A 16,345-nucleotide genomic window follows, 5' to 3' on the forward strand; every position below is an offset into this window, starting at 1 on the left:
TTCTCTATTCTATCCTTTACAGATCTGTCTATCTTATTCACTATTCTCTTTCTCGCAGATCTGCTTTTCTTATTCGCTTCTCTCTTTCCCGCAGATCTGCTTCTCTTATTCGCTTCTCTGGATTCTACAGATCCACAATTCTTGCTCTGTGATGGATCGCCGGAAGATACTTCTGAAGCAGATCTTTCGTTTTAAATTTCAAATGGCTGGTGTTGATTCCCGGGTTGCAGCCGAACCATTCTGCCTCTGCAACTTCCTTATCTATAATTACCTGCACATAATCATCTTCATCGGTCAGAAGCCCTGCAACACTTGCTGATCCCGGTGTTGTGCCAAGATGTTCCAGCATCTTCTCCGGCGGCGCAAATGACATATGGGACACGCCCAGTTTTTTACTGAATGAAGAAGTGTCAAATGCTTTGTCTGCCGGCATTACCAGCAAAAAGAAGGTTGTCTTCTTCTGGTTACAGAGGAAGACATTCTTCCGGATCTCTGTTCCGATCGCTTTATCCACTTCTGCACATTCTTCCATCGAAGATGCCGGATCATTATCCACCTGTTCATATGGTATTTTTAATTTTTCCAATGTATCGTAGAATTTCCGCTCTAACGGCATTCTTTCGTCTGCCGGTGCTTTCGTTCTTATTTCACTGATATACATAACAATAAACCTCCGTTTCCGATATTTATACTTGTTAACATTATATCGAATCTGCACAGTGATTGCAATTTTTACATTACAATTTTATCCGTTATGAATTTCTGTTTTTTTCATTCTATGTTATACTATAGTTGGTATTTTATATATTTTCAAAAGGTCATAAAGGAGAAAAAAGACATGAAATACGTATTAGCATCAGCTTCTCCCAGACGGCAGGAGCTGCTTACCCAGGCAGGATTCACATTCGACGTAATCCCGTCTGCAGTCGATGAAAAGATCACCAAAGATATTCCGTCCGATGTCGTGATGGAACTGGCGCACCAGAAAGCTCTTGATGTATATGAATCAAAGATAAAAGACAATCCCGCATATCAGGGTGAAGACTGTATCGTCATCGGTGCCGACACCATTGTGTCTTATCGCGGTGAGATTCTTGGGAAACCAGCAGATAACGAAGAAGCCTTTGATATGCTTTCCATGCTCGCAGACCGCACACATCAGGTCTATACCGGAGTTACATTTGCAGGGTGTATCCGTGGGCAGCAGATCTTACATACATTCTACGAAAAAACGGATGTCACCTTTTATCCGGTCACAAAAGAGGATCTTCATGCTTATGTTGACAGCGGTGATTCTCTTGACAAAGCCGGCGCTTACGGCATCCAGGGCGCATTTGCCATCCACGTAAAAGGGATCGAAGGTGATTATAATAATGTAGTCGGCCTTCCGATCGCACGACTCTACCATGAACTTGATTCCATTTTGCCAAAGGAGAAGATACATTATGCATTCTAGCCGGAGTAAACAGAAATACGAAAAATCCGCACTCCGTATCTCCATCACAGGAAGTACGATTTTCGTAATCCTGGAGATCGTTATGGCGGTCATCACAAGGTCGCAGGCCGTCCTTCTGGACAGTGTCTATGACGGCGTCGAGATTCTGATGGTATTCGTATCACTTTCACTGGTTCCGCTGATGTACAAGCCGTCCAGCGAAAGCCACCCATTTGGTTACCAGCAGATTGAATCCTTATTTGTTGTTGTAAAAGGTGCGATCATGATTGCTGTTACCGTCGGACTGATCATTAACAACATCCAGATCATCTTCCACGGCGGCCAGCATGTCAACTTTTCCATGGTTGCGTATTTTGAAATGAGTGCCACCTTAGTCAGTATTGCTGTGATCTTCCTGCTTCGCAGGATGAACAGTAAACTGACTTCACCGATCGTGATCATGGAGATCCAGGAATGGCAGATCGACTCTGTCGCATCGTTTGGTATGTGCATCGCATTCTTTCTGCCGCAGATCATAACCGGAGAATGGTTCCAGCCTTTGATTCCTTATCTCGACCCGATACTGGCGATCATCCTGTCCCTTTTTATGCTTCCGGTTCCGATAAAAACCGTGATCACGGGACTTCGGGACCTGTTCTTACTCCCTCCGGAGGAAGAAACGGTTCAGGAGATCAAAGAGATCGTATCTCCGATTCTTGCCACATACGGGGACACAAAATTATATTATGATATCCTGCGTACCGGACGGAAATTATGGATCAGCGTGTATATCACCATGAACCGTGATATGATCTCTATTTCCAAGTTCAAATCCGTGCAGAAAGAGATCATTCAGGCTCTTTCAAAAGAATATCAGGACTTTTATTTTGAACTGCTTCCGGACATTGAATACACTGGAGATACAGAGGTCCCTGAGCCTGTTCCTGATGAAGAAGAAACTTAATCTGCAAAACCTGCCACTGGCAGATTTTCTTGTATACTTTGGTATGCGTAAGAGGCTGCCGGCAAAATCGCCGGCAGCCTCTTTTTGAAGGTAGTTCTATGAATCAAAATTGTGGTAACGTCTGAATCATTTGTATTTCTGTATCTTCTTATATTTATTTACGCTTACTTGCTTTCGTATTTTGCGGCAGCATCTTCGATAGACGCTCTCATGATCAGCATCAGCTCATCGATCTGTTTCTTCGTTACGATAAGTGGTGGAATCATACGGTTTACGCTGTCTCCGATGGCTGTGATCAGTGCCATTCTGTCCAGGCATCCGTGTTTTACTTCTACTGCGATTGGAATATCATATTCGCATCCAACCAGAAGTCCACGTCCTCTTGCTTCTTTTACATGTGGGAGTTTTGCAAGTTCCTGTTTCATGTATTCTCCCATTTCTTTTGCATTTTCACTTAAGTTGTTATCAAGAATCTCTGTTACTGATGCAAGACCTGCTGCACATGTTACACAGTGTCCGCCATATGTAGAGCCATGTGTTCCTGCTGTAAATGCTTTTGCTACTTTTTCAGTTGCACAGCATGCTGCTAACGGCATTCCGCCTCCGACTGCTTTTGCCATAGATACTGCGTCTGGTTTTACACCATATCCCATGTAAGCCATCGGTGCTCCGGTACGTCCCCATCCTGTCTGAACTTCATCAAACAGAAGTAACATATCTTTCTCGTCACATAATTTACGAAGTCCTTCGATGAATTCCTGTGTTGCAGGATGAACACCGCCTTCGCCCTGTACAGGCTCAATCATGATTGCGATTGTATTCTCTGTTACCTTTGATTTGAAATCTTCAAGGTTATTATATTCTGCATAATCGAATCCAGGAAGCATTGGTTTGAATCCCATCTGAATTGCATTGTCCGGCTGGCCTGTTGCAGACATTGCTCCGTAAGTTCTTCCATGGAAACCATGTTTTGCTGTAATGATGTGATATCTTTCCGGTCCGAAATTATCTACACCATATTTTCTTGCCATCTTGATCATACACTCATTTGCTTCAGTTCCGGAGTTCTGATAAAAGATCTTATCCATTCCGATCGTATCACAGATCTTCTTAGCCAGTAATGCCTGTGGAATGGTGTATGGATAGTTGAATGTATGCATGATATCATCTAACTGATCCTTGATTGCTGCAATGACTTTTGGATTTCTGTTACCACAGCTGTTAACGGCAACCCCACCGTAGAAATCCAGATATGCATTTCCTTCTTCATCGTACAGATACATACCTTCTGCTCTCTCTGCAATGAAATCATATCTCTCATAAGTCTCCACCATATACTTATTAACCATGTCCTTCAGTTCTTGTGCTGTAAGTCCCGTATCCTTTAATCTCATAATAAAACTCCTCACTTTCATCCATCCTAAAAATTTGTTGAATAATTATGATCTCGTTCGTCTTCCTATCCTTTTATCACTCTATCAATAGAACGAAAAAAGGCACCACACCCTAACGGGTATGGCGCCTTTGCCTTTCAACGATTCACAGTATATACCTGTGTTTTGAAAACGTCAACATGTTTTTTGAAAAATTTTCAAAAATATTTTTCCAGACTGCTTCGCTAAAGTGTGCCACCGGCGGCTTTCCAGCATGCTAAGACACATATAGAACCTGTCACTGGCAGGTTCTATCGCATACTAAAGTATAAAAAATAGAGTGCCATACGACACTCTATTTCTGCACATATTAGTTATACTTACGTTTTCTAGCAGCTTCAGATTTCTTTTTGCGTCTTACGCTTGGTTTTTCGTAATGTTCTCTTTTACGAATTTCCTGCTGAATACCAGCCTTTGCACAGTTTCTTTTGAATCTGCGTAAAGCGCTATCTAACGATTCGTTTTCTTTAACGATTACATTTGACATAGACTCACACCTAACCTCCCCTCCAGTCCTATATTGTGCATCATACGACTGTTCGGGTATTTTTATTGCACTACATATGATTATAACATATTTTTTTCTCACGTCAACAACTTTCTTCCACTTTGGAAAAAATTGCAAAATTTCGCGAATTGACAGTAAAATTTTATGCAAGCTGTCCTTCTAATGCTTCTTTTGCAGCCTTCAGAGCATCCTCTACACCTGCCGGATTCTTACCGCCGGCCTGCGCCATATTCGGACGTCCGCCGCCACCGCCGCCAACTAATTTGGCAACTGCTTTGATCAGGTTACCTGCATGAGCTCCCTGTTTCATAGCTCCGTCTGTAGCGGTAGCCATCAGGCTTACTTTACCATCATTAACAGAAGCAAGCAGGATCACACCTTCGCCCAGCTTCTCTTTTAACTGGTCTCCAAGATCACGAAGGCCGTTCATATCTACACCTTCCAGGCTTGTAGCAAGGAATTTCACACCTTTTACTTCTTCTACCTGGTTCATTACATCACCCATGGCATCTTTTGCAAGTTTGCTCTTCAAGCTCTCTACTTCGCCCTTTAATACCTTATTTTCATTCATCAGATGAGAAACCTTCTCTTCGATGTTTTCCGGTGTTGCTTTCAGTAATTTTGCAGTCTCATGAAGCTTCTTCTCCTGAGCGCTGTAGTAATCCAGAAGTCCTTTGGATGTCAGGGCTTCAATACGGCGTACTCCGGCAGCCACACCTGTCTCGGACAGGATCTTGAATGCCATGATGTTTCCTGTATTCTTTACATGTGTACCACCACAGAATTCGATAGAGAAATCACCCATACTTACAACACGTACAATGTCTCCGTATTTTTCTCCGAACAGAGCTGCAGCTCCCGTCTTCTTAGCCTCTTCGATCGGCATATTTTTAATTACAACCGGAAGATTCTCACGGATCTTCTCATTTACGATATCTTCAACCTTCTGCAGTTCTTCTGCCGTCATGGCAGAGAAATGTGTAAAGTCGAAACGCAGTCTCTGTGCATTATTCAGAGATCCTGCCTGCTCTACGTGATTGCCAAGTACCATACGGAGAGCTTTCTGAAGCAAATGGGTTGCACTGTGGTTGTTCTCAGCAAGTGCACGGTTCTCTTTGTCAACCTTCAGAGTCACCTTGTCGCCGACTTTGATCATACCCTTTGTAACCTGGCCTACATGGCCGAATTTACCGCCTGCAAGCTTCACAACATCTTCTACGACAAATTCACCGTCTTCGGTACAGATGATACCTTTATCAGCTTCCTGTCCACCCATTGTTGCATAGAATGGAGTCTTGGCAACGATGATCGTACCCTTATCTCCGTCTGTCAGTGCATCTACAACTTCTGTCTCGCTTGTCATAGCTGTCACATCAGATTCAACCTCTAACTGATTATATCCGACGAACTCAGAAGATAATTCTGCATCCAGCTCATCATATACACTGGCATCTTTACCACTGTAGTTGTGTGTACCGAATGTTCCTTCGGATTTTGCACGCTGTTCTTTCTGTGCTTCTTCGAATCCTTTTTCGTCATAAGTCAGACCCTTTTCTTCCAGAATCTCACTTGTCAGATCGATCGGGAATCCATAAGTATCATAAAGCTTAAATGCGTTCTTTCCAGAGAGAACAGCCTCACCATTCTTCTTCATCTCTTCTTCCATGTCTGCAAGAATAGAAAGTCCCTGGTCAATTGTCTTGTTGAACTGAGCTTCTTCTTTGGCGATTACGTTAAAGATAAAGTCTTTCTTTTCTTCCAGTTCCGGATATCCGTCTTTCGATCCGTCAATGACAGTCTGTGCAAGTTTTACAAGGAATGCTCCCTTGATTCCAAGAAGTCTTCCATGACGGCATGCACGGCGGAGAAGACGTCTCAATACATATCCACGTCCGCTGTTTGATGGAAGGATACCGTCTGAGATCATAAATGTTACTGAACGGATGTGGTCTGTCAGTACTCGGATTGAAGTATCTGTGTTATCATCTTTCTGATATTCCACACCTGCCATGTTACATACATGGTCTCTTAAAGCCTTTAATGTATCGATGTCGAACATAGAATCTACATCCTGCACGATACATGCCAGACGTTCCAGTCCCATACCTGTATCAATGTTCTTCTGCTCTAATTCTGTATAGTTGTTATGTCCGTCATTGTCAAACTGTGTAAATACGTTGTTCCAGATCTCCATATAACGGTCACATTCACATCCGACGGTACATCCAGGCTGTCCACATCCGTATTTTTCCCCACGGTCATAATATACTTCTGAACATGGTCCGCAAGGTCCTGCTCCATGCTCCCAGAAGTTATCTTCCTTTCCAAAACGGAAGATTCTCTCTGCCGGGATTCCAATCTCTTTATTCCAGATCTCGAAGGCCTCATCGTCATCCTGGTAAATGGATGGATATAATCTATCTGGATCCAGTCCTACTACTTCTGTAAGGAATTCCCATGTCCAGTGAATTGCTTCGTCTTTAAAATAGTCTCCAAATGAGAAGTTACCAAGCATTTCGAAAAATGTACCATGTCTTGCTGTCTTTCCTACGTTCTCGATATCTCCTGTACGGATACATTTCTGACAGGTGGTAACACGTCTTCTCGGCGGTATCTCCTGTCCTGTAAAATATGGTTTCAATGGTGCCATACCAGAGTTGATCAGTAACAGACTCTTATCGTTATGAGGCACTAATGAGAAACTTTTCATTGCCAGATGTCCCTTGCTTTCAAAGAACTCAAGAAACATTCTTCTTAATTCGTTTACGCCATACTTCTGCATAATTTCCTCCTGCTCTACATTCATGTATCAAATCAGTATAAATATTTTTATCAATACTAACTTTTAATTATAAAGAGAGACAGGCGTTTTGTCAATCATTACGCCTGTCTCTTTTAAACTTAAATATGCATAAAACGCGCATAAAATATCGTCATGAACGACATTCCGGATTCTTGTTTTCTCATTCGGAACCCTCTTATTTTAACTCAATCTCACCGAGTTCCTTTGGTGGAAGCTGTTTGCTGGATGCTTTCACAAATTCCTGTACTTTCTTCTGTGCTTTCGGTACCGGAATATTCGTTCCTGCTCCGGCTACACATCCGCCCGGACATCCCATTCCTTCGATCAGACATCCGTTCATTCTTCCGATCTTCGCCATAGAAAGGATCTTCTTACAATCTGCAAGACCTTCTGCATGTTCGATCTTTACTTCCACACCCGGATAGTATTCATTCACACATTTTTCAATCGCGGATGCAACACCGCCTGCAACTGCATATCCACGTCCTACACCTGTTGCATTATGGAAAGATGACTCTGCTTCATATTCGGAAAGATCAATTTCCTTCGCATCGAACATTCCCTGTAATTCCTCAAATGTCACTACAAAATCAACATCACTTCTTACGCTTCTGCGCATTGCTTCCAGCTTCTTGGCCGCACATGGTCCGATGAATACTACTTTTGCATTCGGATGTTCTTTTTTGATCGTACGTGCAGTAGCGACCATAGGCGTCAGCTCCTGAGACACTTCATCGATCATATCCGGGAAATATTTCTTTGCCAGCATTGCCCATGACGGACAGCAGGATGTCAGAAGGAATGGAAGTTCTCCCGTTGTAACCTTTTCCACATAATGGTGTGCCTCTGCAACAGCTCCGATATCAGCTCCAAGAGCTACTTCGTATACCTGTGAAAATCCAAGTTCTTCCAGTGCTGCCTTTAAGTTTCTCGCATTGATATTATCTCCGAACTGCCCGGTAAATGCCGGTGCGATCTCAGCAATGATCTGCTCGCCTTCCGACAATGCTCTTGCAAGCTGGAAGATCTGGGATTTGTCTGAAATTGCTCCAAACGGACAGTTTACCATACACATACCGCAGGATACGCATTTGTCCGGATTGACATATGCACGTCCCACTTTATCGTTTTCAATCGCATTGACACCACAGGCTTTTGCACAAGGGCGCTCTTTCTTGGAGATTGCGTCATATGGACAGACACTCTTACATTTTCCACATTTGATACATTTTTCCTGATCAATGTAGGATTTTCCGTTCACCATGGAAATTGCACCCTTTGGACAGACTTCCATACAAGGATGTGCCAGACATCCTTTGCACATGTTGCTGACCTCATATCCTTTCGCCTCACATCTCATACATGCAGACGGGATAACCTGTATAAGCGGCGGCTCATAATATTTGTCTGATATGTTACTTGCTTCTACTCCCGCTGTCAGATGTACCGGTTTATCTTCAGGTCTGAGCGCAAGTCCCATTGCAAGTCTTACCTGCTCTCGTACAACTGCTCTTGCACGGTAGACACTGTCACGGTACTGTTCCGTCTCATCATTCACCAGCGCATATGGGATTGCTTCCATATCGTCGCATAAAGTATCCGCATCCGCTTTGAAACCAAGCGCTGCGACTTCTTCAAAGACTTTTCTTCTCAACCGTCTTACGGTTGTATTAATGCCTCTCATCATAGTTGGAGTTCCTCCTGTTTTTCCTTTGTCATTTTTATGACAGTCTATAGTTCTATTATAGACACTTGAGAAAATCTTATCAACTAATTTTGGGGATTAATTTATTAACTGGGTTGGCCTTTCGGTCCGGGTATCCACCAGCCTGTTGAATTAAGTACCAATTTACAGCAGAATAATATTATGCTCTCTGCAAGTCTCCCGCATCTCTTCCGGCCACAAACTTGCCTGCACCTCGCCGACATGAGCACGGTCAAGAAGCAGCATGCAGAGTCTGGACTGTCCAATACCGCCTCCGATGGTGTATGGAAGTTCTCCGTTTAACAGCATCTTATGATATGGGAGATTCTTTCTCTCTTCGCATCCTGCTTTTACAAGCTGCTCTTCCAGAGCTTTTTCATCTACACGGATACCCATGCTGGAGATCTCAAGTGCACAGTTCAGTGTCTCGAACCAGAACAGGATGTCTCCGTTTAACTGCCAGTCATCGTAGTCTGGTGCACGTCCGTCGTGCGGCTCGCCGCTTGCGAGTTTGTCACCGATCTTCATCAGGAATACACAGCCGTGTTCTTTTGTGATCAGATTTTCTCTTTCCTTTGGAGTCTTATCCGGATACATGTCTTCCAGTTCCTGGGAAGTGATGAAATAGATGTCCTCCGGAAGTTTCTTCACTGCCTGTGGATATTTGTACCATACCTCATGTTCCATATGTTTGATGATCTTGAAGATATTACGTACGGTAGCTTCCAGTGTCTCAACAGTACGTTCTTCTTTTTTGATCACTTTTTCCCAGTCCCACTGGTCCACGTAGCAGGAATGTAAGTTGTCAAGTTCTTCATCTCTGCGGATCGCGTTCATATTTGTATAAAGTCCTTCACCCGGCTGGAATCCATATTTGTATAATGCCATACGTTTCCATTTTGCAAGGGAATGTACAACTTCGATTGTCTCTCCCGGAACGCCTGCGATATCGAACTGTACCGGTCTTTCCACACCGTTCAGGTCATCGTTCAGACCACTGCTTTTTTCTACAAATAACGGTGCAGAGATTCTCTCCAGATTCATCTCTTTTCCGAATTCCTTCTGGAACGTGTCACGAATGTACTTGATTGCTTCCTGTGTCTCTCTTACGCTTAAGCGAGGGTCATAATGTTCTGGTAATATTAATCCCATTTTTTCTGTCTCCTTTTTGTCTGTTGTATATTTTTATGAAATTCTTTGCTCACTGATTACTCTTCTCCAAATACTCTCTGTGCATAATATACGGACTGCATTGCATCTTTGCCGTAAAAATCTGCCCCGATCATATCTGCATAATCCTGATTCAGCACAGCTCCACCTACCATGACTTTACATTCAGGTTTACGTTCTCTCAATAACTTGATGGTCTCTTCCATGCTTACAACCGTTGTTGTCATAAGCGCACTTAAACCTACCAGCCGGATATCCTGCTCAACTGCAGTATCTACGATCACTTCCGGCGGTACATCTTTCCCCAGATCGATCACATCAAAACTGTAATTCTCCAGAAGGACTTTTACAATGTTCTTACCAATATCGTGAATATCTCCTTTTACCGTTGCGAGAATAACTTTATTCTTCGCCTGGACTTCCCCGCCTTCCTGTGCGAGTACGTCCTTGATCACTGCAAATGCGATCTTTGCCGCATCGGCACTCATCAGAAGCTGCGGCAGGAAGACAGTTCCCTTTTCAAATCCTTTTCCCACCGTATCCAGTGCCGGGATCAGGTGTTCATTGATGATCTCCAGCGGTGCCTGTTCCTTTAACAGTTCTCCTGTTGCATGATGCGCTTCTTCTTTCAGACCTTTTTCGATGGCCTCTTTTAAAGTCAGTTCTGCCTTGGCTGCCGGTGCAGGCGTTCCTGCTTTCTGACTGCCATATACACGGATATAATCCTCGCAGTTCTTGTCGTAATTCATCAGCGCACAGAATGAATAGTAAGAACACATCATATCTTCCGAAGACGGATTGATGATTCCGGCACTTAAGCCATTCTGCATGGCCATCGTATAGAAATTCGAATTGACTGCCGGACGGTACGGAAGTCCGAATGAAATGTTCGATACACCAAGTACCGTACATACACCGTAAGTCTCTCTGACTTTTTTCAGTGCTTCCAGAGTGACCTTTGCTCCTTCCGGCTCGGAACTGATCGTCATTGCCAGCACATCGATTACAATGTCCTTTTTGTCAATGCCATATTTTTTCGCTTCTTCAATGATCTTTCCTGCCACACGGACTCTTCCATCTGCCGTTGCCGGGATTCCATCCTCGTCGATCGTAAGCCCGATCACAACACCTCCGTAACGCTTAATAAGCGGGAAGACAGCATCCATATTTTCCTGTTTTCCATTTACAGAGTTCACCATCGGCTTACCGTTATAGATGCGCATCGCCGCTTCCATTGCTGTGATATCAACGGTATCGATCTGAAGCGGCAGGCTTGATACGCTCTGAAGCTCCATGATGACTTCTTTCATCATCGCCGGTTCGTCAATATCCGGAAGTCCTACGTTGACATCCAGAATATGTGCTCCCTTATCCTGCTGCGTAATCCCCTCTTTCAGGATATAATCCATGTCGTGGTCTTTTAATGCCTGTTTGAATTTCTTCTTACCGGTCGGATTGATTCTCTCTCCGATAATCATCGGCTTGCCGCCAAGGATGACCGCATGTCCGTAAGAAGATACCATTGTGATATCTTTCTTTGTTGCCGGCTTTACGCTCATCTCTCTGGTCGTCTCAACCATCTTCTGGATATGTGCAGGTGTTGTTCCACAGCATCCGCCGATCACATGCGCTCCCATCTCTACGATCTTTGCCATATATCCAGCAAACTGTTCCGGTTCTACATCATAATAGACTTCTCCGTCACGCTGCTTCGGAAGTCCTGCATTCGGTTTTACGATGATCGGAACCGATGCGTATTTCAGAATATCCTCCAGAATCGGAAGCATCTGCTCCGGTCCCATACCACAGTTGATTCCCAATGCATCTACACGAAGGCCTTCCAACATGGTAACCACCGCCGGAACATCTCCTCCTGTCAGGAGTTTTCCCTTTTCATCGAAGATCATAGTTGCAAATACCGGAAGTGAAGTATTCTCTTTTGCAGCAAGTACTGCTGCTTTCACTTCGTAACTGTCACTCATGGTCTCGATATGGATCAGATCAGCTCCTGCCTGTTCTCCATAAATCATCGTTTCTTTAAATGCATCATATGCATCTTCAAACGAAAGATCTCCCATTGGCTTTAATAACTTACCGGTTGGTCCTACATCTAATGCTACATAAGTCTTTCTTCCGTCGTGCACGCCACGTTCTGCAGCCTTTTTTGCATTTTGGATTCCTGCTGTTACGATTTCTTTGAGTCCATACTTGGAATCATGGAATTTGATCGCATTAGCACCAAATGTATTACTTAAGACGATATCACTGCCTGCCTCAAAATATGCCTTATGGATATCGATGATTTCTTCTGCATGTTCCAGGTTCCAGACTTCCGGGAGTTCTCCCGGCTGTAATCCCTTTGACTGAAGAAGTGTTCCCATTCCACCGTCAAAGTACAATAATTCTTTTCCCAGTCGTTCTAATAACATTTGTCTGCTCCTATCCTCTTTCTTGTATCTTATGATCTGCGGTATGCGCAGTCTTTCTTCTGACACGCCTCACAACCTTTGATATGGCAGGAAGTCTCTGTTTCACTGAGACCGATCACTGCCGTCACCGATTTTGACGGTGTCAGCATATTGCCGCCGGTAAGTGTCAGCCCGATCTTCTTTGCCGTATCCAGCATACGGAGGATCATATCCTGATGTGCAATATCAAAGTCTCCATATCCAGGACTGAATCTCGGTCTGATATAATAACCCTCTTTCTTCATATCTGCTTCCAGAGCAGTCTGCCATTCATCCAGATATTCTTCTAGCATAGCAGCCGCACACGCCTGAAGTGTTACCACTCTTGCCATATCTCCGATGGAATATTTCCGCAATAGCAGATCAACTTTCGGTCCAAGCGTTGCACCCAGCAGCACTGCTTTTTTACATCCCGTCAGATTTTTATAAAGATTTTTACTGTGGATATCCAGATTTCCCAGAAGGATTCTTCCACTCTCCGGGAATTCTAATTCAAAAATGCGGTAGACGATCCTGCCGCACGCCGCCTGGGAAAGCTCTTCAAAACAGCTTTCCACAAGCTTCAGCGTATGATCATCTACCGCATGTCTGCCATATCCCAAGTAACGAATTGCTTCTTTCGTTCTTGCGTCCATTTTGCTTCCTCTATTTATTCAGAATCTCTGAAAGATTTGCCTGGATTGCCGCAGCAACCTCCGGTTTATTCATAGAATATACGTGAACATGGTTAATGCCATTTGCGAACAGATCGATGATCTGGTCTGTCGCATACGCAATACCTGCCTGCTGCATTGCTTTCGGATTATCTCCAAAGCGATCTACGATTGCTTTGAATCTCTCCGGAAGGTTGGTTCCGGACATAGACAGGATTCTCTTTACCTGATTTGCATTTGTTACCGGCATGATTCCCGGAATAACCGGAACGGTAACACCCTTTTCTCTCGCTCTATAGAGGAAATTATAAAGAATATTGTTATCAAAAAACATCTGTGTAGTCAGGAAATCTACACCACAGTCTACTTTCTGTTTCAGATGTGCAATATCATCCTTCTTATGCTCGGACTCTACATGTCCTTCCGGATAACATGCAGCCCCGATGCAGAAATCTCCCTGACTCTTGATATCCTCGATCAGCTCATATGCATACTGATAATGATTCGGAAGTGGGAATTCACTCTCTTGTGGAATATCTCCTCTGAGAGCAAGGATATTCTCAATTCCTGCTGCCTTTAACTGATCGATTACCTGATGCACTTCTTCTTTTGTTGATGATACACAAGTAAGATGTGCAAGGCTTGGTACATTATATTTATCTTTGATATGTGATGCAATCTTTACAGTATTCTTACTGGTACCGCCGCCTGCACCATATGTAACACTCATATATGACGGTTTCAATTCTGCAATTGCTTCTGTCGCCTTTAATACTCCTTCATATGCTGCATCTGTCTTCGGAGGAAATACCTCAAAAGAAAGATGCGGTGTCTTTTCTACTAATATATCACTGATTTTCATATTTTTTCTGTCATTCTCCTTTAGTCTGTTTTTACATTCCTTCGTATAATTCTTCGTACTGTTTTGCAGAATTCTTCCATGAGAAGTCTTTATTCATGGCACGTTCAACAATCTTGTTCCAGTCACGTTTCTTATCGTAATAGATCTGTTCTGCATAACGTACAGTTGCCAGCATCTCATGTGCATTGTAGTTCATGAAGCTGAATCCTGTACCAGTCTTTTCATACTCATTGTATGGTTCTACTGTATCTTTCAGACCGCCTGTCTCACGGACGATCGGAACTGTTCCGTAACGTAAACTCATCAACTGGCTGAGTCCGCATGGTTCAAACAGTGACGGCATAAGGAATGCATCACAGGACGCATAGATCTTATGAGACATTGCTTCTGAATAATAAATGTTTGCAGATACTTTTCCAGGATATTTCCATGCGAAATGGCGGAACATATTCTCATACTGTTCTTCTCCTGTACCAAGCGCTACGATCTGTACTGCATCCTGACACAGTTCATCCATTACATATGCAACAAGATCAAATCCCTTCTGATCTGTCAGTCTGGATACGATACCGATCATCATAGTTTTATGATTCTCTTCCAGACCAAGTTCCTTCTGAAGTGCGATCTTGTTCTTGATCTTCTCTTTACGGAAATTGCTGACATCATAATTTCTCTCGATCTTATTGTCTGTCAGTGGATTATAATCTTCATAATCAATTCCGTTCACAATTCCAGACAGGCAGTTTGCTCTTGCATTCATAAGACCGTCCAGTTTCTCGCCATAGAATGGTGTCTTAATTTCCTCTGCATAAGAGTTACTTACCGTCGTTACTCTGTCCGCATATACGATTCCACCCTTCAGGTAGTTTGCATCCTTGTATGCTTCCAGCTTATCCGGTGCGAAATAATACTGTGGTAATCCGGTAATGTCTCTGACACGCTTCGGATCCCATGTTCCCTGGAATTTCAGGTTATGTATAGTCATCACCGTCTTGATTCCACGGTAAAATTCATTGCCATATCTGAAATTATCCAGATAGATCGGAACCAGTCCTGTCTGCCAGTCATGGCAGTGAATGATGTCTGGTCTGAAATCGATCAGTGGAAGTGCACTTAATACAGCTTTTGAGAAGAATGCGAATTTTTCAATATCCGCATACATATCACCGTATGGTGCATATCCGTTAAAGTAATATTCGTTATCTATAAAATAAAACTTAATTCCGTCGTATTCCATTTCAAGAACGCCAACATACTGTTTTCTCCAGTTCAAGTCCATATAAAAATGAGTATGATACTGAAGTTTTTCTTTCCATTCGTCTTTCATGCACATATACTTTGGAAGCATTACGCGCACATCGTATTTTTCTTTATCAAAATATTTCGGTAATGATCCGACAACATCGGCAAGTCCTCCTGTTTTGATAAATGGGACTGACTCAGATGCCGCAAATAGTATTTTCTTCATTGCATTTCCCTCCCAACCTTAGAATACTTTATCATTATAACGTATTTTTATTCAGAATAAAAGGGTTGTTTAGCGGTTTTTATTTTCCAGTCGGATCGTATCTGCGATCAATGCTATAAATTCTGAATTTGTAGGTTTTCCCTTTCCATTACTTACTGTATATCCAAATAACTCATCCAGCGTATCAAGCTTTCCACGGCTCCATGCAACTTCGATCGCGTGACGAATTGCTCTTTCCACTCTGCTTGCCGTTGTCTGATGCATCTTGGCAATTGTAGGATACAAAACCTTCGTAATCGCATTCAACACATCCATATCATCCACTGCCATAATGATCGCATCCCGCAGATAATGATAACCTTTTATGTGCGCCGGTATTCCGATTTCATGGATCATATCCGTCACACGGGTCTCTAGATTATATTCTTGCTTTTTGGAAACTACATTCCGGCTTTCGGATTCCGAACTGTTCTTTCTCTCCCCGTTTCCCGCATCTTTGATCCTGCTTAAGATCATATCATTGTGAAATGGTTTCATCACATAGTAACTTGCTCCTTTTCGGAAGGCATCTTCTGTAATTCTTTCCTGTCCGACAGCTGTCACGATAATAAATTCCGGTCGTTTGGTAATCTGCTCATCCATATTTACTTTTTCCATCACACTTAATCCATCCATCTTTGGCATGATCAGATCCAGTAATACAACATCCGGTTTCTTTTCTTTGATCAGATGATAGATATCTTCACCGTTATCAGCTTTTCCTATCAGATTCAAATCCTGGTCTTGCTCTATGATTTCACCCAGCATATCCAAAATTCTTTCATTGTCGTCAGCGATTGCTACATTAACTTCTCTCATTTTACGTAATGCCTCCTT

Annotated in this window: 13 protein-coding genes; 2 read left to right on the forward strand and 11 right to left on the reverse strand. The window is 43.1% G+C overall.

Features of this window, described 5'->3' with window-relative positions; all coding sequences use genetic code 11:
* Positions 1 to 124: 124 nt before the first annotated feature.
* Entirely contained in the window at positions 125 to 661 is a 537-nt protein-coding gene (locus NQ508_RS07485; protein ID WP_006426481.1) for a prolyl-tRNA synthetase associated domain-containing protein, read from the reverse strand.
* A 177-nt stretch (positions 662 to 838) separates the two neighbouring features.
* Here NQ508_RS07485 and NQ508_RS07490 point away from each other — a divergent pair, with 177 nt between their 5' ends.
* On the forward strand, positions 839 to 1,456 hold the full coding sequence (locus NQ508_RS07490; RefSeq protein WP_022415509.1) for a Maf family protein: 618 nt from the start codon (positions 839 to 841) through the stop codon (positions 1,454 to 1,456).
* Positions 1,446 to 2,399, forward strand: coding sequence for a cation diffusion facilitator family transporter (locus NQ508_RS07495; protein ID WP_006426479.1), 954 nt, complete (start codon positions 1,446 to 1,448; stop codon positions 2,397 to 2,399). Before NQ508_RS07490 ends, NQ508_RS07495 begins: the two co-directional genes overlap by 11 nt.
* Before the next feature lie 164 nt (positions 2,400 to 2,563).
* Here NQ508_RS07495 and NQ508_RS07500 read toward each other — a convergent pair whose 3' ends face one another.
* The 10 genes from NQ508_RS07500 to spo0A form a co-directional block, all read right to left on the reverse strand.
* On the reverse strand, positions 2,564 to 3,793 hold the full coding sequence (locus NQ508_RS07500; protein ID WP_022415511.1) for an aspartate aminotransferase family protein: 1,230 nt from the start codon (positions 3,791 to 3,793) through the stop codon (positions 2,564 to 2,566).
* Positions 3,794 to 4,142: 349 nt separating this feature from the next.
* Positions 4,143 to 4,319, reverse strand: coding sequence for a 30S ribosomal protein S21 (gene rpsU / locus NQ508_RS07505; protein ID WP_005603101.1), 177 nt, complete (start codon positions 4,317 to 4,319; stop codon positions 4,143 to 4,145).
* 163 nt (positions 4,320 to 4,482) lie between these two features.
* Positions 4,483 to 7,122: an alanine--tRNA ligase gene (gene alaS / locus NQ508_RS07510; protein WP_044919536.1), complete on the reverse strand. Its 2,640-nt coding sequence runs from the start codon at positions 7,120 to 7,122 to the stop codon at positions 4,483 to 4,485.
* A 196-nt stretch (positions 7,123 to 7,318) separates the two neighbouring features.
* Positions 7,319 to 8,830 carry a 4Fe-4S dicluster domain-containing protein gene (locus NQ508_RS07515; protein WP_006426475.1) on the reverse strand — a complete coding sequence of 504 codons (1,512 nt, stop codon included), beginning with the start codon at positions 8,828 to 8,830 and terminating at the stop codon, positions 7,319 to 7,321.
* 162 nt (positions 8,831 to 8,992) lie between these two features.
* Positions 8,993 to 10,000, reverse strand: a complete 1,008-nt coding sequence (gene asnA, locus NQ508_RS07520) for an aspartate--ammonia ligase (RefSeq protein WP_006426474.1) — start codon at positions 9,998 to 10,000, stop codon at positions 8,993 to 8,995.
* Between the two features lie 56 nt (positions 10,001 to 10,056).
* Positions 10,057 to 12,447, reverse strand: coding sequence for a homocysteine S-methyltransferase family protein (locus NQ508_RS07525; RefSeq protein WP_006426473.1), 2,391 nt, complete (start codon positions 12,445 to 12,447; stop codon positions 10,057 to 10,059).
* Between the two features lie 29 nt (positions 12,448 to 12,476).
* Entirely contained in the window at positions 12,477 to 13,121 is a 645-nt protein-coding gene (locus NQ508_RS07530) for a vitamin B12 dependent-methionine synthase activation domain-containing protein (RefSeq protein ID WP_006426472.1), read from the reverse strand.
* A 10-nt stretch (positions 13,122 to 13,131) separates the two neighbouring features.
* Complete coding sequence (gene metF / locus NQ508_RS07535; protein ID WP_006426471.1) at positions 13,132 to 14,001, reverse strand: methylenetetrahydrofolate reductase [NAD(P)H]; 870 nt, start codon at positions 13,999 to 14,001, stop codon at positions 13,132 to 13,134.
* Positions 14,002 to 14,032: 31 nt separating this feature from the next.
* Positions 14,033 to 15,469, reverse strand: coding sequence for a glycogen synthase GlgA (glgA, locus tag NQ508_RS07540; protein WP_006426470.1), 1,437 nt, complete (start codon positions 15,467 to 15,469; stop codon positions 14,033 to 14,035).
* A 69-nt stretch (positions 15,470 to 15,538) separates the two neighbouring features.
* Positions 15,539 to 16,327 carry a sporulation transcription factor Spo0A gene (spo0A, locus tag NQ508_RS07545; RefSeq protein ID WP_006426469.1) on the reverse strand — a complete coding sequence of 263 codons (789 nt, stop codon included), beginning with the start codon at positions 16,325 to 16,327 and terminating at the stop codon, positions 15,539 to 15,541.
* Positions 16,328 to 16,345 lie beyond the last annotated feature (18 nt).

Source organism: Dorea longicatena (assembly GCF_025150085.1).
Classification (GTDB): domain Bacteria; phylum Bacillota; class Clostridia; order Lachnospirales; family Lachnospiraceae; genus Dorea_A; species Dorea_A longicatena.